22 protein-coding genes are annotated in these 21,852 nt (G+C 76.2%); 7 read left to right on the top strand and 15 right to left on the bottom strand.

The window, feature by feature from the left end; genetic code table 11:
• Positions 1 to 22 precede the first annotated feature (22 nt).
• A complete protein-coding gene (locus ACRYR9_RS14220) occupies positions 23 to 163 on the top strand; it encodes a hypothetical protein (RefSeq protein ID WP_432496746.1) in 141 nt (46 codons plus the stop codon).
• A gap of 40 nt (positions 164 to 203) precedes the next feature.
• Here the strand turns inward: ACRYR9_RS14220 and ACRYR9_RS14215 are convergent, their stop codons facing one another.
• Positions 204 to 761 carry an NAD(P)H-dependent oxidoreductase gene (locus ACRYR9_RS14215; RefSeq protein ID WP_432496749.1) on the bottom strand — a complete coding sequence of 186 codons (558 nt, stop codon included), beginning with the start codon at positions 759 to 761 and terminating at the stop codon, positions 204 to 206.
• 194 nt (positions 762 to 955) lie between these two features.
• Between ACRYR9_RS14215 and ACRYR9_RS14210 the strand changes: the two genes are divergently transcribed.
• Complete coding sequence (locus tag ACRYR9_RS14210; protein WP_432496752.1) at positions 956 to 1,555, top strand: TetR/AcrR family transcriptional regulator; 600 nt, start codon at positions 956 to 958, stop codon at positions 1,553 to 1,555.
• Between the two features lie 201 nt (positions 1,556 to 1,756).
• On the opposite strand, the gene ACRYR9_RS14205 is transcribed toward ACRYR9_RS14210, so the two are convergent.
• The 7 genes from ACRYR9_RS14205 to ACRYR9_RS14175 form a co-directional block, all read right to left on the bottom strand.
• Entirely contained in the window at positions 1,757 to 2,305 is a 549-nt protein-coding gene (locus tag ACRYR9_RS14205) for a GNAT family N-acetyltransferase (protein ID WP_432496755.1), read from the bottom strand.
• Positions 2,302 to 2,691 carry an ATP-binding protein gene (locus ACRYR9_RS14200; protein ID WP_432496758.1) on the bottom strand — a complete coding sequence of 130 codons (390 nt, stop codon included), beginning with the start codon at positions 2,689 to 2,691 and terminating at the stop codon, positions 2,302 to 2,304. The genes ACRYR9_RS14205 and ACRYR9_RS14200 overlap by 4 nt, the downstream gene beginning before the upstream one ends.
• A gap of 55 nt (positions 2,692 to 2,746) precedes the next feature.
• Positions 2,747 to 3,634, bottom strand: coding sequence for an HDOD domain-containing protein (locus tag ACRYR9_RS14195; protein ID WP_432496760.1), 888 nt, complete (start codon positions 3,632 to 3,634; stop codon positions 2,747 to 2,749).
• Positions 3,631 to 5,907 carry a putative bifunctional diguanylate cyclase/phosphodiesterase gene (locus ACRYR9_RS14190; RefSeq protein WP_432496763.1) on the bottom strand — a complete coding sequence of 759 codons (2,277 nt, stop codon included), beginning with the start codon at positions 5,905 to 5,907 and terminating at the stop codon, positions 3,631 to 3,633. Before ACRYR9_RS14190 ends, ACRYR9_RS14195 begins: the two co-directional genes overlap by 4 nt.
• A 201-nt stretch (positions 5,908 to 6,108) precedes the next feature.
• On the bottom strand, positions 6,109 to 8,955 hold the full coding sequence (locus ACRYR9_RS14185) for an aconitate hydratase (protein WP_432496765.1): 2,847 nt from the start codon (positions 8,953 to 8,955) through the stop codon (positions 6,109 to 6,111).
• Positions 8,956 to 9,154: 199 nt separating this feature from the next.
• The gene (locus ACRYR9_RS14180) at positions 9,155 to 10,531 is read right to left on the bottom strand and encodes a class I SAM-dependent RNA methyltransferase (RefSeq protein WP_432496768.1); all 1,377 of its coding nucleotides are present in this window, start codon (positions 10,529 to 10,531) and stop codon (positions 9,155 to 9,157) included.
• Positions 10,528 to 12,630, bottom strand: a complete 2,103-nt coding sequence (locus ACRYR9_RS14175; RefSeq protein WP_432496770.1) for an APC family permease — start codon at positions 12,628 to 12,630, stop codon at positions 10,528 to 10,530. Before ACRYR9_RS14175 ends, ACRYR9_RS14180 begins: the two co-directional genes overlap by 4 nt.
• A gap of 164 nt (positions 12,631 to 12,794) precedes the next feature.
• On the opposite strand from ACRYR9_RS14175, the gene ACRYR9_RS14170 reads away from it, so the two are divergent.
• Positions 12,795 to 13,460 carry a potassium channel family protein gene (locus tag ACRYR9_RS14170; protein WP_432496773.1) on the top strand — a complete coding sequence of 222 codons (666 nt, stop codon included), beginning with the start codon at positions 12,795 to 12,797 and terminating at the stop codon, positions 13,458 to 13,460.
• Positions 13,460 to 14,119, top strand: a complete 660-nt coding sequence (locus tag ACRYR9_RS14165) for a potassium channel family protein (RefSeq protein WP_432496775.1) — start codon at positions 13,460 to 13,462, stop codon at positions 14,117 to 14,119. Before ACRYR9_RS14170 ends, ACRYR9_RS14165 begins: the two co-directional genes overlap by 1 nt.
• Positions 14,120 to 14,142: 23 nt before the next feature.
• Here ACRYR9_RS14165 and ACRYR9_RS14160 read toward each other — a convergent pair whose 3' ends face one another.
• The 4 genes from ACRYR9_RS14160 to dut all read right to left on the bottom strand — a co-directional run bounded on the left by ACRYR9_RS14160 (position 14,143) and on the right by dut (position 16,647).
• The gene (locus ACRYR9_RS14160) at positions 14,143 to 14,847 is read right to left on the bottom strand and encodes a DUF3159 domain-containing protein (protein WP_432496778.1); all 705 of its coding nucleotides are present in this window, start codon (positions 14,845 to 14,847) and stop codon (positions 14,143 to 14,145) included.
• Positions 14,829 to 15,221, bottom strand: coding sequence for an OB-fold nucleic acid binding domain-containing protein (locus tag ACRYR9_RS14155; RefSeq protein ID WP_432496780.1), 393 nt, complete (start codon positions 15,219 to 15,221; stop codon positions 14,829 to 14,831). Before ACRYR9_RS14155 ends, ACRYR9_RS14160 begins: the two co-directional genes overlap by 19 nt.
• 92 nt (positions 15,222 to 15,313) lie before the next feature.
• Positions 15,314 to 16,162, bottom strand: coding sequence for a DUF3710 domain-containing protein (locus tag ACRYR9_RS14150; protein WP_432496783.1), 849 nt, complete (start codon positions 16,160 to 16,162; stop codon positions 15,314 to 15,316).
• Positions 16,159 to 16,647 (bottom strand): dUTP diphosphatase, encoded by a 489-nt coding sequence (dut, locus tag ACRYR9_RS14145; RefSeq protein ID WP_432496797.1) that lies wholly within the window; start codon positions 16,645 to 16,647, stop codon positions 16,159 to 16,161. Before dut ends, ACRYR9_RS14150 begins: the two co-directional genes overlap by 4 nt.
• A gap of 116 nt (positions 16,648 to 16,763) precedes the next feature.
• On the opposite strand from dut, the gene ACRYR9_RS14140 reads away from it, so the two are divergent.
• Positions 16,764 to 17,294 (top strand): DUF3093 domain-containing protein, encoded by a 531-nt coding sequence (locus tag ACRYR9_RS14140; RefSeq protein ID WP_432496785.1) that lies wholly within the window; start codon positions 16,764 to 16,766, stop codon positions 17,292 to 17,294.
• A gap of 15 nt (positions 17,295 to 17,309) precedes the next feature.
• Here ACRYR9_RS14140 and ACRYR9_RS14135 read toward each other — a convergent pair whose 3' ends face one another.
• Positions 17,310 to 17,609, bottom strand: coding sequence for a DUF4193 domain-containing protein (locus tag ACRYR9_RS14135; protein WP_432484583.1), 300 nt, complete (start codon positions 17,607 to 17,609; stop codon positions 17,310 to 17,312).
• Between the two features lie 376 nt (positions 17,610 to 17,985).
• Between ACRYR9_RS14135 and ACRYR9_RS14130 the strand changes: the two genes are divergently transcribed.
• Positions 17,986 to 18,327: a hypothetical protein gene (locus ACRYR9_RS14130; protein ID WP_432496787.1), complete on the top strand. Its 342-nt coding sequence runs from the start codon at positions 17,986 to 17,988 to the stop codon at positions 18,325 to 18,327.
• Positions 18,328 to 18,402: 75 nt separating this feature from the next.
• On the opposite strand, the gene ACRYR9_RS14125 is transcribed toward ACRYR9_RS14130, so the two are convergent.
• Together ACRYR9_RS14125 and ACRYR9_RS14120 are read right to left on the bottom strand one after the other, a co-directional pair.
• Positions 18,403 to 19,257: an inositol monophosphatase family protein gene (locus ACRYR9_RS14125; RefSeq protein WP_432496789.1), complete on the bottom strand. Its 855-nt coding sequence runs from the start codon at positions 19,255 to 19,257 to the stop codon at positions 18,403 to 18,405.
• A complete protein-coding gene (locus ACRYR9_RS14120; RefSeq protein ID WP_432496792.1) occupies positions 19,254 to 20,369 on the bottom strand; it encodes a ferrochelatase in 1,116 nt (371 codons plus the stop codon). Before ACRYR9_RS14120 ends, ACRYR9_RS14125 begins: the two co-directional genes overlap by 4 nt.
• A gap of 220 nt (positions 20,370 to 20,589) precedes the next feature.
• Between ACRYR9_RS14120 and sepH the strand changes: the two genes are divergently transcribed.
• On the top strand, positions 20,590 to 21,852 hold a 1,263-nt coding region (sepH, locus tag ACRYR9_RS14115), incomplete at its 3' end, for a septation protein SepH (protein ID WP_432540198.1).

Here is a 21,852-nt window from a genome sequence, read left to right as displayed (position 1 = left end):
CGGCGCCGGCGTGGAGCTGCCGGTGGACCACGCCTGCTCCGACAGCGCCGCGGACCTGCCGCTGCTGCGAGCGGCCCGCAGCGCGCACCTGGTGCGTCCCTCGCAGCGCCACCTGCCCGTGCTGCTGCGCGAGCTGGGCGCCGGCGTCGAGGTCCTGCGGTGAACCGGCGGCCCCGCGCGGCGCGGCGGCGCGGCGCGCAGGGTCAGGCCGCCGCGGGCTCGGTGGCGCCGACGAGGGCCTGCAGCACGGTGGTCAGCTTCTCGGTGACCTCGGTGTCGTCCTTGGGGTGCAGCTCGGCGAAGCGGACCACCGAGGCGGGGATCGCCATGGTCGCCTCGGCCAGGACCTTCGCACCGGCGATGCCGAACACCTTGCGCGCGTCGTCCTGCGCCCACACGCCGCCGTACTGGCCGAACGCGCTGCCGACGACGGCCAGCGGCTTGCCGGACAGGGAGCTGGCGCCGTAGGGGCGCGAGGCCCAGTCCACGGCGTTCTTCAGCACGGCCGGGATGGTGCCGTTGTGCTCGGGGGTGACGACGAGGACGGCGTCGGCGGCGGCGACGGCCTCGCGCAGCGCGGTGGCGGCCGGCGGGACCGAGCCCTCCACGTCGACGTCCTCGTTGTAGAAGGGCAGGTCACCCAGGCCCTCGTACACGCTCAGCCGGGCGCCCTCGGGGGCCAGCTGGACGGCGGCCTCGGCGATCTTGCGGTTGACGGAGGCGGCGCGCAGGCTGCCGACCAGGACCAGGACGTCGGTCACGGGAACTCCTCGTGGGGTGGGGCGGGTGCCGGGTGGGTCGCGGGGTCCCGCGACATGTCGTGGTCAATGCGGACCACGGTCCGCTTGTTCCCGGACTGTAGTCCGCTCCGCGCCGGCGCCGCCACCCCGCCCACCCGCGCAGCCCACCCGCACAGCGCATCCACGCACCCCGCCCTCGGGCCTACCCTCGCGGTGTGACGCGCCCCCTGCCGGTGCTCGGCCCCACCCCCGCCCCGGTGCGGGCCGACGCCTCCCGCAACCGCGAGGCCCTGCTCTGCGCAGCGCGGAACCTCGTCGAGGAGGTGGGCGTCGTGGGTTTCAGCATGGACTGCCTGGCCGCGCGCGCCGGCGTCGGCAAGGGCACCGTGTTCCGCCGCTTCGGCTCGCGCGCTGGGCTGTTCACCGCCCTGCTCGACGAGTTCGAGCGCTCCTTCCAGCAGGAGGTCCTGTCCGGGCCGCCGCCGCTGGGTCCCGGCGCCGACCCGCTGGAGCGCCTCGAGGCGTTCGGCCGGCACCGCCTGCGCTTCCTGGCCGAGCGCGGGGACCTGCTGCGCGCCGCGGGGGCCGACCTGCGCGGCGGGGCGAGCCCGGCGTCCGGGTTCGCCCGCACCCACCTGCGGGTCCTGCTGCGCGCCGCCGGGACACCCGGCGACCTGGACGTGCTGGTGTTCTACCTGCTGGCCTGCCTGGAGGCGCCGCTGTCGGCCCACCTGGCGGACGTGCAGGGACTGGGCACCGGGCGCCTCGGCGACGGGTGGGGGGAGCTGGTCCGGCGCACGGCCGGGGTGCCGTGAACGGCCCGGGTGGGCGTCCCGGTCCGGTTCGTGTCCGGGTGGTGGGGGGTTCCGGTCCCCGGGCTCGCCGCCCGCAGCCGTGTGCGAACGTCGCGCAGGTGCGCGGGGCGGGCTCCGGACGCCCGGGGACCGGAACCCCCACCGCCCTTCGTCCTCGCCGCCCCACCACGGCGACAGCGGGTCCCCACGGGAAGCGGTGCGTCAGGCGGTGCGCTGGTAGAGCACGTGGTCCTGCCAGCGCCCGGCGATGCGCAGGTAGGAGCGGGCGACCCCGATGCGCTCGAAACCGTTGCGCTGCAGGACGGCCTGGGAGGCGGAGTTCGACAGCAGGGTCCCGGCCTGCAGGCGGTGCAGGCCCAGTTCCCCGAAGGCCGCCTCCACGGTGCGGGCCACCGCCCGCGTCGCGACGCCGCGGCCGTTGACCGCCCGGGCCACGAAGTACCCCAGGTTCCCGGACTGGAACGGGCCGCGGACGACCTCGGTGATGGTGCTCCTGCCCACCAGCTCGCCGTCGTGGACGATGGCGAACGGCACGACGCGGCCCGCGGCGTGCTCGGCGAGCAGGTGATCGATGAGGGCCGCCTGCCCCGCCTCGGTCTCGTAGCCGTCCTCGCGCTCCGGCTCGAAGGGGGCCAGGAACTCCCGGTCACCCGCCAGCAGCCGCGCCAGGGGCGCGGCGTCGGCGGGGGTGAGCAGCCGCAGCGCCGTGCGGGCCCGGGTGCGCCGGGCTCCGGACCCGGCGGAGGTCACGACAGCACGAACCAGACGGTCTTGCCGGAGTCGACCCGCTCCACGCCCCAGCGGTCGGAGAGGATGTCGACCAGGGCCACCCCGCGCCCGCCCTCCGCCTCGGGGGCGGCGTCGCGGCGCACCGGTGGGCGGGGGTCGCCGTCGGAGACGGAGACCTGCAGGCCGGCGGTGCCGTCGCAGTGCACCCGCACCCGCACGGGCGGGCCACCGTGGCGCACCGCGTTGGTCACCAGCTCCGAGACCAGCAGCTGCGCCTCGTCGAGCACGCGGGCGTGGTGCACCGCGCAGTAGGCCTCGCTCAGGAACGTGCGGGCCCGCCGCGCCGAGTGCTCGTGATCAGGCAGGGTGATCTCAGCATCGGGGGTCGCCTCGCACACGGGGGCCATCCTGCCCGCCACCGCCGGTCCGTGCGCGGCGGGGCCCACCGGCGCCCGGCGGGGTTCAGGCCGCCAGCAGCTGCAGCATCTCCGCGGCGACCTGCCGCACGCGCCCGCGCAGGGCGTCCAGCTCGGCGTCGTCCACGCGCCCGCCGCTGAGGTGACCGGCCGGCCGGGGGGTGCGGTCGGGGGCCTGCAGCCGCTCGGACAGCTCCACGCCCAGGCGCACGCAGACCGCCAGCGGCGACGCCCAGCCAGGGGCGTCCACCTGCGCCAGGGCCGCGGGCAGGTCGTCGGGGAACGACCACGCGGCCAGCGCCTCGGCCGAGACGCGGGTGTGGCTGGAGCCGTACAGGCGCACCTCGGCGGCCAGCAGGGCCTCGCGGTCCTCGGCCGCGGCCAGCAGGGCGGGGTAGCGCTCCGGGTCGCAGCGCACCAGCAGCGCCTGGCCCAGCCGGGCCAGCAGGCCCAGGCTGAACGCGTCGGGCGCCTTCACCCCGAGCCGGCCGGCGACCTCACCGGCGGCCACGGCCGTCAGGACGCTGCGCTCCCAGAAGCCCGCCAGGGCCTCGGGCACGTCCTCCAGGCCGGCCACCGCGGTCACCGCCAGGCTGCGCACGGTGGAGAAGCCGACGACGGTCACGGCGAACGCCGGGGCGGACACGCGCCCGCTGAGCCCGAAGTACGCCGAGTTCGCCAGGCGCAGCACCCGGGCGGTCAGCGCCGGGTCGAAGCTGAGGGTCTGCCCCAGCGAACGGGCGTCGGAGCGGTGGTCGTCGGCCTGGGCGATGACGCGCGCGGCGACCGGGCGGTGCGCCGGCAGGTCGTCCAGGGCGGCGCTGATGCGGCCGAGCACGTCCACGGCGCCGGCGGGCACGGCGGACGTGCCCGGCGCGGTGCTCCGGTGCGGGGCCGTCAGCGCGGCGCCGGGGCGCGGGCGCAGCGCGTTCACGCCGGCACCTGCCTCGGGGCGGGCAGCCCGGGCTGCTGCGGGGCCAGGGTGCCGCCGTCGCAGAGCACGCGCCACAGGTCCTCCCTGCTCATCGGCCGCGCGTACAGGTAGCCCTGCACGGCCTCGCAGCCCAGTTCCACCAGCACGGCGTTCTGCTCGTGCGTCTCCACGCCCTCGGCGACCACGTCCAGCCCCAGGGTGCGGGCCAGGGACACCACGGCCGCGGCCACGGCGCGCGCCGGGCCGCCGCGCGCACCCCCGGAGGAACCGCGCCCGCCGCGCAGGTCGCGCACGAACGAGCGGTCCACCTTCAGGTGGTCGGCGGGCAGGTCCACCAGGTAGGCCAGCGAGGAGTAGCCGGTGCCGAAGTCGTCGATGGCGACCCGGGCGCCGTCGCGGCGCAGCTCCTCCAGGACCGCCCGGCAGGCGCGCAGGTCGCTGGCCAGGGCGGTCTCGGTGACCTCCAGGCACACGTCGTCCAGCTCCAGGCCCGCGGCGGCGACGGTGCGGCGCACGCCGTCGGCGAACCCGTCGGCGGACAGGCTCACCGCGGAGACGTTCACCGCCACCCGGCGCGGCACGTGCGGCAGGCCCGCGGCCGCCGCGTCGGTGCGCCAGGTGGCCAGGTCGCGGCACGCCACGGCCAGCACGTGCGCGTCGAGCACCGGCACCAGGTTGGCGCGCTCGGCGACGTCGATGAACGTCGCGGGGTCGATCGGGCCGAGCTCGGGGTGGCGCCAGCGGGCCAGCGCCTCCACCGACAGCAGCTGCGCGTCGGGGCGGGTGGGCGTGCCGGGGCGCACGACCGGCTGGTAGTGCACGTCGAGGGTGCCGTGGGCCAGGGCCTCGCGCAGGTCCGCGACCAGGCGCAGGGAGCGGCGGGCGCGCTGGCGCACCTCCTCGTCCAGCAGCGCCCAGCGCCCCCCGCCGGCGGCCTTGGCCTCGTGGGTGGCGATGCCGACGTCGCGCACGACCTCCTCGGCACCACCGGGTCCGCCGGTGAGCATGACGACGCCGACGCTGGCGCCCACCCGCAGGCGCAGCCCGTTGACCTCCACCGGCGGCACCAGCGCGTCCAGCACCCGGCGGGCGGTGGCCTCCACCGCCGCCTCGTCGGGCAGGTCGTGGCACACGAGCACGAACTCGTCACCGCCGGGGCGCGAGACGAGGTCACCGGCGCGCACCGTGCGCACCAGGCGCCGGGCGACCTCGACGAGCACGGCGTCGCCGGCTTCGGGGCCCAGCCCGTCGTTGACGGTCTTGAAGTCGTCCAGGTCCACCATGAGCACCCCCACGGGTGCCGTCAGCGGCGGGACGGGTGCGCCGGGCACCGCGTCGGGGCACAGGCCGTCGGGCAGCAGCTCACCCAGGTGCTCCAGCAGCGCCAGGCGGTTCGGCAGCCCCGTCAGCAGGTCGTGCTGGGCCTGGTAGGCCAGCCGGTTCTCCCGGGCGCGCCGGTCGGTGACGTCCTCGACGGTGCCGACGAAACCGGCGCCGTACCCGGGGGTGCGGCTGGGCGCCAGCCGCACCGTGACCCAGCGGACCAGGCCGGCGGCGGTGCGCAGCCGGGTGTCGAAGGTGACGCGCTCCCCGGCGAGGACGTCGGCGACGGCCTGGGCGAGGCGGGCGCGCTCGTCGTCCAGGACGTGCGCGAGCCAGCCGGTGCCGCACAGCTGAGGCGCCGGGACGCCCAGCAGCGCGGCGAAGGCGTCGTTCACGCGGGACAGGCGCGCGCCCACGTCGGAGACGAGGGTGGGCACCGGGGAGTCCTGCGCGAGGGTGGCGAAGCGCTCCTCGGCCGCGCGCAGCGCCGCGCGGGAACGCTCGTCGTCGGGGCTGACGAGCTGCAGCACCCAGTGGTCCTCGGCGGCCAGCGCCGCTCCGACGTGCAGGCGCTCGGAGACCGCGCCGAAGCCGCTGACCCGTTCGGGCACCGGCCAGGCGGCCACCTCGGTGGCGCGCGCCTCGCCGGAGGCGGTGACGGCCTCGACGGCGAAGCGGGTGCAGCGCTCGCGCACCAGCGCACCGGGGGCGTCGGCGCCGCGCAGGACCCGGCCCACGGCCAGGTCCACCAGGTCGCCCGGGGCGAGGCCCAGCAGGGCGGCGAGGGTGGCGTTGGCCCAGCGCACGCGGGGCCGTTCGGGCGCCTCGGGCGGGCGGGGGCGGGAGACGACGAGGACGGGCTGGTCGCCGGCGGCGGCCAGGTGCAGGAGGGCGGCGGCCACCCCGGGGGCGACGTCCTCGCCCTGGCTGCGCCACACCTCGTCGAACACGCGTCGCCCCGTTCTCGAGGGCGGCACCCGGTCGGTGCCGCACCACGATCCCCATCGGCACGCAGCGCCCCCGAGTTGACCCCTCGGGTGCACCCGCCCGGGTGAGGTCGCCACCGTGCGCGCACGGCGGGGGCCGGCCGTCCGGGAACGCCGACGGGCGGCCACCCCGGTGGGGTGACCGCCCGTCGAGACGCCGGAGCGTCAGGCGTTCGTCAGCGAACGCAGCACGTACTGCAGGATGCCGCCGTTGCGGTAGTAGTCCGCCTCACCGGGGGTGTCGATGCGCACGACGGCGTCGAACTCCACGGTGGAGCCGTCCTCCTTCGTCGCGGTCACCTTCACGGTGCGCGGGGTGGTCCCGGAGTTCAGCTCGGTCAGGCCGGCGATGTCGAACGTCTCGGTGCCGTCCAGGCCGAGGGAGTTCGCGCTCTGACCCGCCGGGAACTGCAGCGGCACGACGCCCATGCCGATGAGGTTCGAGCGGTGGATGCGCTCGAAGCTCTCGGTGATGACGGCCCGCACACCCAGCAGCGCGGTGCCCTTGGCCGCCCAGTCGCGCGAGGAGCCGGAGCCGTACTCCTTGCCGCCCAGCACCACCAGCGGGGTGCCCTGCTCGGCGTAGTGCTGCGCCGCGTCGTAGATCGACGTCTGCTCGCCGCCGCGGGTGAAGTCGCGGGTGAAGCCGCCCGAGACGCCGTCCAGCAGCAGGTTCTTCAGCCGGATGTTCGCGAAGGTGCCGCGGATCATCACCTCGTGGTTGCCGCGGCGCGAGCCGTACGAGTTGAAGTCCTTGCGCTCCACGCCGTGCTCGGACAGGTACGTGCCGGCGGGGCTGTCGGGCTTGATGGACCCGGCGGGCGAGATGTGGTCGGTGGTCACCGAGTCGCCCAGCAGCGCCAGGACCCGCGCGCCGGAGATGTCGGTCACCGGGGACGGCTCGGCCTGCATGCCCTCGAAGTACGGGGGCTTGCGCACGTAGGTGGACTCCGCGTCCCACGCGAAGGTGTCGCCCTCGGGGGTCGACAGGCCCTGCCAGCGCTCGTCACCGGCGAAGACGTCCGCGTAGTCCTTGACGAACATGTCCTTGCTGATGGCCTCACCGATGACCCGCTCGACCTCGGCGGCGTCGGGCCAGATGTCGCGCAGGAACACGTCGTTCCCCGCCTCGTCCTGGCCGATCGGGTCGCTCTCGACGTCCCAGTCCATGGTGCCGGCGATCGCGTAGGCGATGACCAGCGGCGGGGACGCGAGGTAGTTCATCTTCACGTCCGGGTTGATCCGGCCCTCGAAGTTGCGGTTGCCGGACAGGACCGCGGTCACCGCGAGGTCGTTCTCCTGGATCGCCGCGGAGATCTCCTCCGGCAGCGGGCCGGAGTTCCCGATGCAGGTGGCGCACCCGTACCCGACGAGGTGGAAGCCCAGCTTCTCCAGGTACGGGGTCAGCCCCGACTTCTCGTAGTAGTCGGTGACGACCTTGGAACCGGGGGCCAGGGACGTCTTCACCCACGGCTTGCGGGTCAGGCCCCTCTCCACGGCGTTCTTCGCCAGCAGCGCCGCGGCGATCATGACCGACGGGTTGGAGGTGTTGGTGCAGCTGGTGATCGAGGCGATGGCGACCGCCCCGTGGTCGATCTCGGTGGCGGTGCCGTCGGCCATGGTGACGGCGACCTTCCGCGACGGCCGCCCGGCGGCGCTGCCCGGGTCCGCCGGGGCGTCGCTGCCGTCGCTGGCGGAGGCGGCCGGCGGGTCGGAGGCGGGGAAGCTCTCCGCGCTGGCCTCGTCCTGCGTGGCGGTGGCGGTGTCGTCGATGGTGCCGCTCATCGCGGACGAGGGCGCGTCGGCGGGGACGTCGTCGCTGACGTAGTCGCCCAGGGCGGCGCGGAACGCCTCCTTGGCGCCGGTCAGCTCGATGCGGTCCTGCGGGCGCTTCGGTCCGGCGATGCTGGGGACCACGGTGGACAGGTCCAGCTCGATGTACTCGGAGTACTTCGCCTCGCGGGAGGGGTCGTGCCAGAGGCCCTGCTCCTTGGTGTACGCCTCGACGAGGGCGACCTGCTCGTCGCTGCGGCCGGTCAGGCGCAGGTAGTCCAGGGTGACGTCGTCGATCGGGAAGATCGCCGCGGTGGAGCCGAACTCGGGGCTCATGTTGCCGATGGTGGCGCGGTTGGCCAGCGGCACCGCGCCGACGCCCTCGCCGTAGAACTCCACGAACTTGCCCACCACGCCGTGCTCGCGCAGCATCTCGGTGATCGTCAGCACGACGTCGGTGGCGGTGGCACCGGCCGGGATGGAACCGGACAGCTTGAAGCCCACCACGCGCGGGATGAGCATCGACACCGGCTGGCCGAGCATGGCGGCCTCGGCCTCGATGCCGCCGACGCCCCAGCCGAGCACGCCCAGGCCGTTGACCATCGTGGTGTGCGAGTCGGTGCCGACGAGGGTGTCGGGGTAGGCCTGCAGCTCGCCGTCCACCTCGCGGGGGAACACCACGCGGGCCAGGTGCTCGATGTTCACCTGGTGGACGATGCCGGTGCCCGGCGGGACGACCCGGAAGTCGTCGAAGGCGGTCTGGCCCCAGCGCAGGAACTGGTAGCGCTCGCGGTTGCGGCCGTACTCGAGCTCGACGTTCTGCTCGAAGGCGTCCGGGCGGCCGAAGACGTCGATGATGACGGAGTGGTCGATGACCATCTCGGCCGGCGACAGCGGGTTGATCTTCGTGGGGTCGCCGCCGAGGGCGCCCACGGCTTCGCGCATGGTGGCGAGGTCGACGATGCAGGGCACGCCGGTGAAGTCCTGCATGAGCACGCGGGCGGGCGTGAACTGGATCTCGGTGTCCGGCTCGGCGTCGGCGTCCCAGCCGGCGAGGGCGCGGATGTGGTCGGCGGTGATGTTCGCGCCGTCCTCGGTGCGCAGCAGGTTCTCCAGCAGCACCTTGAGGCTGAAGGGGAGCTTGTCGGCCCCCTCGACCGCCGCGAGGCGGAAGATCGTGTACTCCGTGCCGGCTGCTGTTAGGGTAGCCTTGGCTTGGAAGCTGTTCTGGCTGCTCACCGTGAGCTCCTCACTCGTCGTCCGCTTCACCGTCGTCGCGGGTCGTGCGCGTCGCGCCCGATGCTGCCACCGCTCCCGGCCCGCCGGGGCGGCGGCCCACCGTGTTCGCCGACCATTTATCTCGACGTCAAGATACCACTGCGCCTCCCGGCCCGCAGGCACCGGCACGCCGTGCGCCGGCAGCGGCTCAGGCGGCGGTTCAGCTCGTGGGCACCAGCCGGGCCACGCACTCCACGTGGTGCGTCATGGGGAAGAGGTCGAAGGCGCGCAGCCCTTCCAGGGCGTACCCGTGCTCGGCGAAGACCGCCAGGTCGCGCGCCAGGGCCGCGGGGTCGCACGCCACGTACGCCACCGCCCGCGGCCGCAGCGCCGCGATGCCCCGCACCGCCTCGCGCCCGGCGCCCGAGCGCGGCGGGTCCAGCACGACGAGGTCCACGCCGGGACCCGCCAGCTCCGGGTCGGCCAGCGCCTCCTCGACGCGGCCCTCCCACAGCTCCACCTGCTCCGCACCGTGCAGGGAACGCCGGGCGTCGCGCACGGCGCGCGCCTCGCCCTCCACCGCCAGCACCGAGCCGTCCGCGCCCACCGCGTCCGCCAGGACGGCGGTGAACAGCCCCGCGCCGGCGTACAGGTCCACCGCGCGCTCCCCCGGGCGCGGCTCCAGCGCCTGCAGGACCGCCTCCGTCAGCGCGGCGCCCGCTCCGGCGTGCACCTGCCAGAAGCCGGCACCGCTCACCCGGAACGCCAGTTCGCGCCCGCGCACCGGCACCCGCTCACCCACCCAGGTGCGCCCGCTGACGCGGTGCACGCCCTCGGGGGTGCGCACCGCCACGGAGGCCCCGGGCAGCTTCGGCAGGTGCGCGCGGGCGCCCTCGCTCGGCGTCACCACGACCAGCGGGTCGCCGCCGTCCGAGCCCGCCGCCACCTCCACGGTCTCGACGTTGCCGAACCGCTGGTCCAGCACACCGCTGCCGGCGACCGCGCGGGTGGAGATCGGGCAGTCCCGCAGCGGCACCACGTCGTGCGAGCGGTGCCCGCGCAGCCCCGTGCGGCCCTCGGCGTCGACGGCGAACTGGGTGCGGGTGCGCCAGCGCAGACCCGGGTGCTCCGGGGCCGGCGCGCCCTGCGGCAGCGGCACCTCCTCCACCCGCACCGGCACGTCCAGGCCCGCCAGGTGCCGCAGCTGCTCCGCCACGACCTCGGCCTTCAGCGCCCGCTGCCGCGGCAGCGCCGCGTGCTGGAAGTCGCACCCCCCGCACAGCCCCGGCTTCGCCACCGGGCAGGGCGGCTCGACGCGGTCGGGGTCGGCGCGCAGCACCCGCACGGCGTCGGCGCGCCAGAAGCGCGAGCCGTCCGAGCCCTCGGTGACCCGGGCCAGCACCCGCTCCCCCGGCAGGGCGTGGCGCACGAACACGACCCTGCCCTCGTGGCGGGCCACGCAGTGCCCGCCGTGCGCGACCGGGCCCACCTCCACCTCGAACTCCGCGCCGGTGCGGTCCGCGCCCCGCTCGGGCGCTTCGCGGGTGCGCCGGCCGCGGCCCGCACCCGGGGCCGCGGCGCGCGCGGGGCGGCTCACCGGGCCCCCTCGCGCCGGCCGCCGGCGTCCCCCGCGGGACCGCCCGGACCCCTCGGGTCGGCGACGGGGGCGTCGGCACCGGCCGGGGCCGGGCCGAACGTCCCGCGGCGCACCAGCCCCGGCGCCGCCCGTTCCACGCGCTCCTCCATGCCTTCCGAACTGCTCAGCTGCCACGGCACGCTCGCCACCATCACTCCCGGGGTGTACCTCAGCCGCGCCCGCAGGCGCAGCGCCGACTGGTTGTGCAGAAGCGTCTCCCACCAGTGCCCCACGACGTACTCGGGCACGTACACCGTGACCAGGTCGCGGGGGTGGCGCGCGCGCAGCGCCTTGACGTGCTCGATGACGGGCCGGGTGACCTCCCGGTACGGGGAGTCCAGCACGGTCAGCGGGATCGGCAGCCCCAGCGCGTCCCAGCGCGCCCGCAGCGCCGCGGTCTCCTCCGGGTCCACCGCCACCGTCACCGCCTGCAGGTCGGTGGGCCGCGCCGCCCGCGCGAACGCCAGCGCCCGCAGCGTCGGCTTGTGCAGCTTGGAGACCAGCACCACGCTGCGCACGCCCGTGGGCAGCGCCTTCGCGCCGGCGCCCTCGACGATCTCCAGCTCTCGGGACACCGAGGTGTAGTGGCGCCGGATCAGCCTCATGTTGGCGAAGAGCACCACCATGGCGAGGATCGCGATCCAGGCACCCTGCGTGAACTTCGTCAGCAGGACGATCACCAGCACCAGCCCGGTCAGGGCCAGGCCGATCGCGTTGATGACCCGCGAGCGCTTCATCCGCCCCCGGGCGGCCGGGTCGGTCTCGGTGCGCAGGTGCCGCGTCCAGTGCCGGACCATGCCGGTCTGGCTCATGGTGAAGGAGACGAAGACGCCCACGACGTACAGCTGGATGAGCCGGGTGACCTGCGCGTCGAAGGCGATGATCAGGACGATCGCCGCACCGGCCAGGGCGATGATGCCGTTGGAGAAGGCCAGGCGGTCGCCGCGGGTGTGCAGCTGCTTGGGCAGGTACCCGTCGCGCGCCAGGATCGAGGCCAGCACGGGGAAGCCGTTGAACGCGGTGTTGGCGGCCAGCACCAGGATGACGCCGGTGGCGGCGGTCACCAGGTAGAACGCGATCGTGAAGTGGTCGAAGATCGTCGCGGCGAGCTGGCCGATGATCGGGTCCTGGACGTAGTCCTCGCCCACCGGCACCCCGTCGCGCAGCAGCTGGGTGGCGGGGTCCTCCGCGAAGCGCACGTGCGTCATGTTCGTCAGCGCGATGATGCTCACCAGCATGCTGACGCTGATGGTGCCCAGCAGCAGCAGCGTCGTCGCCGCGTTGCGGCTCTTGGGCTTGCGGAAGGCGGGCACGCCGTTGCTGATGGCCTCCACGCCCGTCAGCGCCGCGGCGCCGGAGGAGAACGCCCGCAGGATCAGGAACGCCCCCGCCAGGCTCGTCAGCCCGCCGGAGATGTCGTGCTCGGCCGTCAGCTCCAGGCCGGCGCTGGGCGCCTGCGGCAGTTCCCCGAACACGGCGCGCCCGAAGCCCCACAGGGCCATGCCGATGATCGAGAACATGAAGATGTACGTCGGCACGGCGAACGCCGTGCCGCTCTCGCGGATGCCCCGCAGGTTCACCGTCATGAGCAGCAGCACCAGCGCGCTGGCCAGCAGGGCCTCGTGCCCCCGCAGGACGGGGATGGCGGTGGCCGCGTACTGCGCGCCGGAGGAGATCGACACCGCCACCGTCAGGACGTAGTCCACCAGCAGCGCGCTGCCCACCGTCAGGCCCGCGCCCGGGCCCAGGTTGACCGTGGCGACCTCGTAGTCACCGCCCCCGGACGGGTAGGCGTGCACGTTCTGCCGGTAGGAGGCGACCACGACGAGCATCACCACGACCACCGCCGCCCCCACCCACGGGGAGATCGAGTAGGCGGCGATCCCCGCGATCGACAGGGTCAGGAAGATCTCGTCCGGGGCGTAGGCCACCGAGCTGAGGGCGTCGGAGGCGAAGACCGGCAGCGCGACGCGCTTGCGCAGCAGGGTCTCGGACAGGCGCTCGCTGCGGAACGGCCGGCCGACGAGCACGCGCTTGACCGCGTCCGTCACAGAAGGCACGTCCGCCGATGGTATGCCCGCCGCGGCCCCGGCGAGCACGGCGCGGACGGGGAGGGTGGGCCGGGCACGGGAGCGGGCGCCGTCCCGAGGCGGTAGCGTCGCCGCCCGGGGAGAGAGCCGGAGACGCCGACGCTCCCGCCCGCACAGGACGCACCGGAGGGGTCGTGCACTTCGTGATCATGGGGTGTGGCCGTGTCGGCTCCACCCTGGCCCTCACCGTGGAGCACCGCGGTCACAGCGTGGCCGTGGTCGACCAGGACGCCGACGCCTTCCGCAGGCTGGGCGCCTCGTTCAACGGACGGCGCATCACCGGCGTGGGCTTCGACCACGACACCCTCGTGGAGGCCGGCATCCACCAGGCCGACGCCTTCGCCGCCGTCTCCTCCGGCGACAACTCCAACATCCTCGCGGCTCGCGTGGCGCGGGAGAAGTTCGACGTGGAGACCGTCGTCGCGCGCATCTACGACCCCGGCCGGGCCGAGGTGTACCAGCGGCTGGGCATCCCCACCATCGCCACGGTGCGCTGGACCGCCGACCAGGTCCTGCGCCGGCTGGTGCCCGAGGGCGCCCTCAGCGAGTTCCGCGACGCCAGCGGGCACGTCGTCATGGTGGAGGCACCCGTGCACGAGGCGTGGATCGGCAGGCCCCTGCACACCCTCGAAGCGGCCGCCGGCGTGCGCGTGGCGTACGTGACCCGCCTGGGCCAGGGCGTCGTGCCCGTGCGCGGCATGGTCCACCAGGAGGGCGACCTCGTGCACGTCGTCGTCGCCGAGGAGCGCACCGCCGCGGCCACCGCCGTGCTCGCCGCCGCCCCGGAGGAGGGAGCCTGATGCGCGTCGTCATCGCCGGCGCCGGCATCGTCGGGCGCTCCATCGCCCGCGAGCTGCTGGCCAACTCGCACCGCGTGCTGCTGGTGGACCGCTCCCCCGCCGCCATGAAGATCTCCAGCGTCCCCGACGCGCAGTGGCTGCTGGCCGACGCCTGCGAGATCTCCAGCCTGGACGAGGCGGAGCTGACCGACTGCGACGTCGTGGTCGCCGCCACCGGCGACGACAAGGCCAACCTCGTGGTCTCGCTGCTGGCCAAGACCGAGTACGGCGTGCCGCGCACCGTGGCCCGGGTGAACAACCCCAAGAACGAGTGGCTGTTCGACGAGGCGTGGGGCGTGGACGTCGCCGTGTCCACGCCGCGCCTGATGACGGCGCTGGTCGAGGAGGCCGTCAGCGTCGGCGAACTGGTGCGCCTGTTCACCTTCCAGCAGAGCAGCACCTCGATGGCCGAGTACACCCTGGACCCCGCCAGCCCCGTGGTGGGGCGCACCGTGGGCGGGCTGCCGCTGCCGGCGGACGCCGTCCTCGTCGCCATCGTCCGCGGCGACCGGCCGATCGCGCCCACGCCCGACGACGTGCTCGAGGCCGGGGACCACCTGATGTTCCTCAGCGTCCCGGACGCGGAGGCGGAGCTGCGCTCGCTGCTCGGCGCCCCGTAGCGCCCCGGTGGTGCCGCGCCGGGCTAGGTGCGCGGGACCGCCCGGTCCTCCGGCTGCAGGGGAGTGCGCCCGCGCAGCAGCAGCGCACCGGCGACGAGCACCCCCAGCACCAGCAGGGGCCAGCCCAGCACCAGCTTGCTCACCGCCAGCGCGGTCGTCTCCCCCGCCAGGTACAGCGGCAGCTGCACCGCCACGCGCACCAGGTAGCCCGCCAGGAGCAGGCCGGTGAGCTTCTGGCACAGCGCGACCACGCCTCGGTCGCGGCGCCAGCCCGCGGGGTCCTCGGTGACCGCTCCCACGAGGAAGCCGACCACCGGCCAGCGCGCCGCCATGGAGGCGGCGAAGACGACCGCGAGAGCGGCGTTGAGGAGGATCCCCGGCAGGAACACGTCCTCGGCGCGGCCGGTGCGCGAGGCGATGAACGCGGCGACGGCGGTGGTCAGGATCCCCCCGACGGCGTGCTGGACGGTCTCGCGCCGCGCGATCCGCGCGACCAGCGCCACCAGCAGCACGGCCACCGAGGCGCCGACGGAGACCAGCACGTCCGAGGTGGCGATCCAGCCGATCAGGAAGGCCAGCGCGGGGGCCGCGGAGTCGAGCATCCCCCGCCACCCGCCCAGGGCGACCGACAACCGCCGGCGCACGAGCTCCTCCACGGTCGCCGGAGCCGCGTCGGGGCCAGGGCCGCGGCCCGGGCCGGGAGCGGGCGTCACGGGCTCTCTGAGCACAGCAGCTCGTACCCGGGGTTGAAGATGACCCGCTGGCCGTCGTCGTCGGCGACCAGGCCGCGCGCCTTGACGCGGCGCCCGGGTTCGACTCCGGCGATGCTGCGCCGGCCCAGCCACACCAGCGACACCGACCCGGTGCCGTCGAACAGCTCGGCCTCCAGGGTCTGCACACCGCCGCGCGGGCGCAGGGTGACCGAGCGCAGGGTCCCGCACACGCAGGCCCGTGTGCGGTTGGGGATCGCCCGGCAGGGCGTCCCGCCCTGGCGCACGGCCTCCTGCTGGGCCTCCTCGGCCGCCAGGTCCGACTCGGAAGCGGTGAAACGCTGCAGCGCGCGCCGCCACAGGGGCGTGCTCAGCACCGACGACTTCGACACGGGGAACAGCGTAGGACCCCCGCGGGCGCCCCGTGACCCGGCGCGCCCCGACCACCCGGGTGGCCGCCCCGGCCACCCGGGTCACCGACGGGTCAGCGCACCTCGGTGATCTCGGGGCCGCGCTCGAACGGGTTCAGGTCGTCGGGGCCGTCCACCGCGCCGTCCTGCGCACCGTCCCCACCGGCCGGCTCCCCGGGGGCCGCGGCCGGCTGGGGGCGGGCCTTGGGCAGCGCCAGGGGGATCAGCTCGCGCGGGGCCATGGCGTCGGGACCGCGCACCACGACGACGTCGCGCACGACGTCCTCCAGCGGCCGGGCGGCCTGCGCGTCGTGGGCCGCCGCTCCGGAGAAGACGGCCCGCAGGAACCAGCGGGGCCCGTCCACGCCCACGAAGCGGGTCGGCTGGTGGGCGGTGCGCCCGTCGCCGGTGCGCACCGGCAACCGCGAGAGCAGCTCGGCGCCGAAGGGACCCGTGCGCTCCTCGACCGTGCCGCCCTGGGCGGCCACGGCCGCGGCGATCTCGGCGCGGATCTCGTCCCACACGCCCGCGGAGCGGGGAGCGGCGAAGACCTGCAGCTGCACGGCGGAGCCCGCGACGGCCACGGTGACGGCGATCACGCGCTGGCTGGCCTCCTCCACCTCGAAGCGCAGCTCCATGCCCTCCCGCCCGGCCAGCCGCAGCCCGCCCAGCGGCAGGCGGCCGTCCTCGGCCGGCACCTCGGAGGAGTCGAAGGGGCCGCGGGAGCGGTCCGGCGCCACGACCGGCTCGGCGGCCCCGGCCGCACCGGCGTCCGCGGTGGTGCTCGCCTCGGCAGCGCCCGCACCGGCGGCCTCCTCGCTCCCGGTGACGCCCGCCCCGGCGGGGTTCGCGCCCTCGGTGGTGCCCTCGGTGGTGCTCGTGCCCTCGTCGTCCTTCGCGCGCTTGCGGCGGAACAGGCTCACGGTCGTCCCTCCCCGGTGGTGGTGCCCTGGTCTGTGTGCTGGTGCGCGCCCGTCAGCGCCTGCGAGCCGCCCGTCGACCCGTGCCCGCCCTCCCCGCGCGCGGACGCCGGCAGCTCGCGCACGGGCACGAAGCGCACCCGCTCCACGCGCTGCACGACCAGCTGGGCCACCCGGTCGCCGGCGCGCAGCTCGACGGCCTCGCGCAGGTCGGTGTTGTGCAGCGTGACGCGGATCTCCCCGCGGTAGCCGGCGTCGACGGTGCCGGGGGCGTTCAGGGTGGTCAGGCCCCGGCGCGCCGCCAGGCCCGAGCGCGGCACGACGAAGGCCGCGTACCCCTCCGGCAGCGCGACGGAGACACCGGTCGGCACCGTCACCCGCTCCCCCGGGCCGACGACGACGTCGACGCGGGTGGTCAGGTCGGCGCCCGCGTCACCGGGGTGCGCGTAGGTGGGCAGCGCGGCGGGGTCGGCCAGCACCGTCGCCACCTCGAGGGCGGTCCCGGGCTCGGCTGCTGCGACGTGGCTCACGGGCGTGGACCCTACCGGCCACCCCCGCACGGCGCCGGGCACCGGGTGGCGCGGGCGCGTGAGACGCTGACGGCGTGAGCAGCACCCCCGGTCACCGCCCCCCCGCACGGGCCGGTGGCGAGCCGGCAGGACCGGGCACCCCGGGCACCCCGGGCACCGGGGGGACGGCGGTGTGGCGCGAGCGCTGGTGGCCTGCGCCGACGACGTGGCTGTCGTGGCTGCCCGCGGTCGCCGGCGGAGCGCTCATCGCCCTGCCGGTCCTGGGCGGCGGCGGGGCGCTGGCCGGTGGCCTGCTGGGCGCGGCGCTGGCCGTGGCCGTGCTCCTGAGCATGTCCTCCACGGTGGAGGTCGCCGGCGGGCAGCTGCGCGCCGGCCGGGCGCGGGTGCCGCTGGAGCTGGTGCGCGAGGTCGAGGTGATCCCCCCCGCGCAGCGGCGCGCCGCGCTGGGCCCGCAGCTGGACGCCCGGGCGCACCTGGCGATCCGCTCCTGGGTGCCGGGGGCCGTGCGCGTCCACCTGGACGACCCGGCCGACCCGACCCCCTACTGGGTGGTCTCCACCCGCCACCCCCAGCAGCTCGCGGACGCGATCACCCGCGGCCGCTGAGGGCCACCGCCACCCTCAGGCGGCGCAGTCGTTGCACACGACGCGGCCGTCGCCGGTGTCGTGCAGCTGGCTGCGGTGCACCACCAGGAAGCAGCTGGTGCACGTGAACTCGTCCTGCTGGCGCGGGAGGACCCGCACCGACAGCTCCTCGTTGGACAGGTCCGCGCCGGGCAGCTCGAACCCCTCCGCGGCCTCCGTCTCGTCCTCGTCGACGGTGCCCGAGCTCTTGTCCGTGCGCCGGGCCTTCAGCTCCTCGATGGAGTCCTCGTTGAGCTCGTCGTCGTTCTTGCGCGGTGCGTCGTAGTCGGTCGCCATGACCCTGCCTCACTCCGTGTCCTGTGGTCCTGCGGCCGGCTCAACGCAGCACGGCCCCGAATGATGCCCGCGCCCCCGGCACCCGCTCCACGGTGCCCTCCTCGAGCAGGCGAGCACGCATCATGACCTACCGCAGCGCGCACCACGAACCGGGGTGGGTCACGGCGCGTCGCCGACGGCCACTCAGGGCAGTCGCGCGGGGGCTGGGCGGCTGAGCGCGCCGCCGCGGCGGGCCTCCCGCGGTCCACAACGACACCGGAGGAGTTGGAGCGGACTCCGACGGCCCGTAGTGTGCGGCCGTCCCCGCCGACCGGCGGGCCAGCCCGCGCTCTCGCGCCGTGCGGCCGCCGGGCGCCCAGAGCTCCCAGGAGGTGCCGTGTCCGCGCAGGATCCGCGTCCCAGCGAGACGACGACGTCCGTCCCCGACGGCGAGACCGCCCGCTGCGCCCCACCCGCCTTCGTGGCGGGCCTGTCCGAGCGCGTCCAGCAGACGCGCGCCACCATCGAGTCCGCCACCGCCGCCGGCGAGGAGGAGCTCGCCGCCGCGCACCGCGGTGAGCTCGAGGGCCTGGTCGACCTGGCCGCCGCCCACGACGTCGCCCTGCCCGACACCGTGGCCTACCTGGCCGAGCAGTCCGGCGAGCGACCCGCCGCAGCTCCCGACCGCGTGATCGACCTCACCGTCCCCGCTCCGCGGACCAGCTGCACGCCCGCCTGAGCACGTGACCGCAGGGGCCGTGCCCCCGTCCCCGCCCGGGACGGGGGCACGGCCCCTGCGGCGTCCGCGGCCGTGTCAGCCGCCGAGCTCCGCGCGCAGGGCGGCGTGCAGGGCACCGGGCGCCGCGAGCACACCGTCCGCTCCGGCGGGGCCGCCGTCGAAGCCGGTGACCAGGGCCCCCGCCTCGCTCGCCACCAGCGCGCCGGCGGCCATGTCCCACGGCTTCAGCCCGCGCTCGTAGTAGGCGTCCAGGCGGCCCGCCCCCACCCAGCACAGGTCCAGCGCGGCGCTGCCGACGCGCCGCACGTCCCGCACCCGCGGCAGCAGGCGGGCCAGCACCGCGGCCTGCTCGGCGCGGCGCACCGGGTCGTAGCCGAACCCGGTGCCCACCAGCGCCCGGTCCAGCGCCACCTCCCCCGGCACGCGCAGCACCCGCTCGCGCTCGTGCTCGCGCAGGCTCGCGCCCTGCCCCAGGGCGGCGCTCCACACCTCGCCGGCGGTGGGGTCGTGCACGCAGCCGGCCAGCACGGTCCAGGTGGAGGGCTCGGGGCGCTGCACGCCCCGCCCGGGGTCGACGACGCAGGCGACGCTGACGGCGTAGGCGCGCAGCCCGTACAGGTAGTTCACGGTGCCGTCCACGGGGTCGACCACCCAGGTCAGCCCGGAGGTTCCCGGGTGGTGCCCGCCCTCCTCGCCGAGGAAGCCGTCCTGCGGGCGCGCGCGTCCCAGGACCTCGCGCAGCAACCGCTCGGAGGCGGTGTCCATGGCCGTCACCACGTCCGTGGGGGTGGACTTGGTGGCCGCCACCTCCACCCGGTCGGGGCGCCCGGTGCGCACCAGCTCGCCCGCCGCGGCGGCGGCCTCGACGGCCACCCGCCGCAGCCCGGCGACCTCCTCGGCCCCCGGCAGCGGCCCGGCGCCGTCGCTCACGCCGGCGCCGGGGCGCGGTAGTCCTCACCCGTGGCCGCGGGCAGGTCGGCGCGCAGGTTGCGGCAGCAGTCCACGGGGCAGACGGTGTGCGAGGGCCCCAGGGCCCCGGTCGCGGGCTGCTCCGGCCGCTCCCCGCGCGCCTGGGCCGCCCGCTCCTGGACGAGGTCGACCAGACCGGCGACGAACGCGGCGTGGGCACCCACCGTGGCGGCCCGCGCGAACGGCAGGCCGATCTCCCCGGCGGTCTCGGCGGCCTCGGTGTCGAGGTCGAACTTGACCTCCATGTGGTCGCTGACGAAGCCGATGGGCGCCACGACCACGCCGGGCACGCCCTGCTCGCGCAGCGCGCGCAGGTGGTCGTTGACGTCCGGCTCCAGCCACGGCTGGCTGGGCGGCCCCGAGCGCGAGCAGTACGCCAGGTCCCAGGCGACCTCCTCGCCGCGCGCGGCGCCCGCGCGACGGGCGACCTCGGCGGCCACGTCGAGGTGCTGGCGCACGTAGGCGCCGCCGTCGCGGCCCGAGACGTCGTTCATGGCGTCGGGGATCGAGTGGGTGACGAACACCACCCGCGAACCCGCCGGCACCGAGCCCAGGGCCTCGACGACGGCCTGCGCGTTGACCTCGGTGAACGCCGGGTGGTTGAAGTAGTGGCGGATCTTGTCGAACTCGACCTCGCGCCCCTCGTCCGCCAGGACCTGCGCGGTGCGGGCCAGGTCCTCGCGGTACTGGCGGCAGCTGGAGTAGGAGGAGTACGCGCTGGTGAAGACGGCCAGGACCCGGCGCGCCCCCGCCTCGTGCGCCTCGCGCAGCACGTCGGTGGCGTACGGCTCCCAGTTGCGGTTGCCCCACAGCAGCGGCAGGTCCGTCAGCCCGCGGGAGTCCAGCTCGGTGCGCAGCTGCGCGAGCAGGGCGCGGTTCTGGTCGTTGATGGGGCTCTTGCCGCCGAAGTGCAGGTAGTGCTCGGCCACGGCCTCGAGCCGCTCGCGCGGGATGCCGCGCCCGCGGGTGACGTTCTCGAGGAACGGCATGACGTCCTCGGGGCCCTCCGGGCCCCCGAAGGACAGCAGGAGGACGGCGTCGTACGGACGCGCGGAGGATGTCGCAGCGCTCACCGGCCCATCATCCCCGCCCCCGGCGGGCCCGCCCGCCGGGGGTGGGGCGCACCGCGCGACGGCGCCCCCGGCGGTGGCGCGCGGTCGCGGCGCACGGGCGCACGGTGAGCACCGGTGGTGCCGTCAGGTGAACGGGACGCGGCCCAGGTGGCAGAGTGCGTGCAGCGCCCGGCCCGTCCGGTCGCGACGCCGCAGACCACACCGCTGGGAGGACGCCCTCATGCAGGACCTGAGGCTCGTCGGGGTCCACGACGACGGCGAGCACGTGGTGCTCGTCGCCGCCGACGGAGCGCGCTACCGGCTGCGGGTGGACGAGGCCCTGCGGGCCGCGGTGCGCCGCGACCGCGCCCGCCTGGGGCAGCTGCAGATCCAGATGGAGTCCCAGCTGCGCCCGCGCGACATCCAGGCCCGCATCCGGGCCGGGGAGTCCGCCGAGGAGGTCGCCGAGTCCGGTGGCCTGCCCCTGGACCGGGTGCGCCGCTACGAGGGCCCGGTGCTGGCCGAGCGGGCGCACGTCGCCGGCCTGGCCCGGCGCACCGCCTACGGGCGCTCGGGCGGCAACGGCAGCCTGGAGGAGCTGGTGGTCACCCGGCTCAGCGCCCGCGCGGTGGACCCCGAGGGCGCCCGGTGGGACGCCTGGCGGGAGGAGGACGGCGACTGGACGGTGCAGGTGGAGTTCGTCGCCGGCGGGCGCGGCCGCCTGGCCCGCTGGTCCTTCGACCCCGCGTCGCGGGCGCTGACCGCCACCGACGACGAGGCCCGCTGGCTGAGCGAGGAGGAGCCCCCCGACGCCGGCCCGCTGCCCGCGCGCCGGCTGGTGAGCGTGGCCGGCGAGGTCCCCCGCACCGGCGCCGAGCGGGTGTACGACGTCGAGGCCGACGGCGGGGTGCGCACCGCCGAGCGGGGCGGCCGCTCCCAGCGCCCCGGGCCCGGCGAGGTGGCCCCCGGGCTGCTGGACGCCCTGGACGCCCAGCGCGGCGTGCGCGGCGAGCCCCAGCCCGCGGCGGAGTCCGGTGAGGCGGCGCCCCGGGTGGACGCCCTGCTGGCCGATCCCCCGCCCGCGCACCCGGCGGCGTCCGCGCCCCTGGAGCACGAGGACCGCACGGTGCTGCCGCCCCCGCGGCCCGCGGGGGTGCGCAGCGCGGAGCGGGAGCCCGGTGAGGTCGTCGCGGACCCGCCCGAGGAGCTCGCGGACGACGCGGGCACGGACGCTCCCGCGCTGGACGACGCGGTGGACGCGCCGACGGGAGCGGTGCCGGCCGAAGAGCCGACCGAAGAGCCGGGCGAGGCCGTCGAGGACACCGGCGTCCCGGGAGGCACCGGGGCGGCGCGAGCACCGGCCGACGGGCAGGACGCCGCGCAGCCGGAGGACCTCGAGCCCGGGGGGGGGGGGGGGGGGGGGGGGGGGGGGGGGGGGGGGGGCCGGGGCGCCGCCCCCGGACCGGCGGGCCGCGCGGGGGCGGGGGGGGCCCGCCCCGGGCGC

Origin of the sequence: Kineococcus auxinigenes (assembly GCF_050871525.1) — a bacterium.
GTDB lineage: Bacteria > Actinomycetota > Actinomycetes > Actinomycetales > Kineococcaceae > Kineococcus.
Note: the sequence above shows the minus strand (reverse complement) of the source record. Positions and strands in the feature narration are given on the sequence as shown.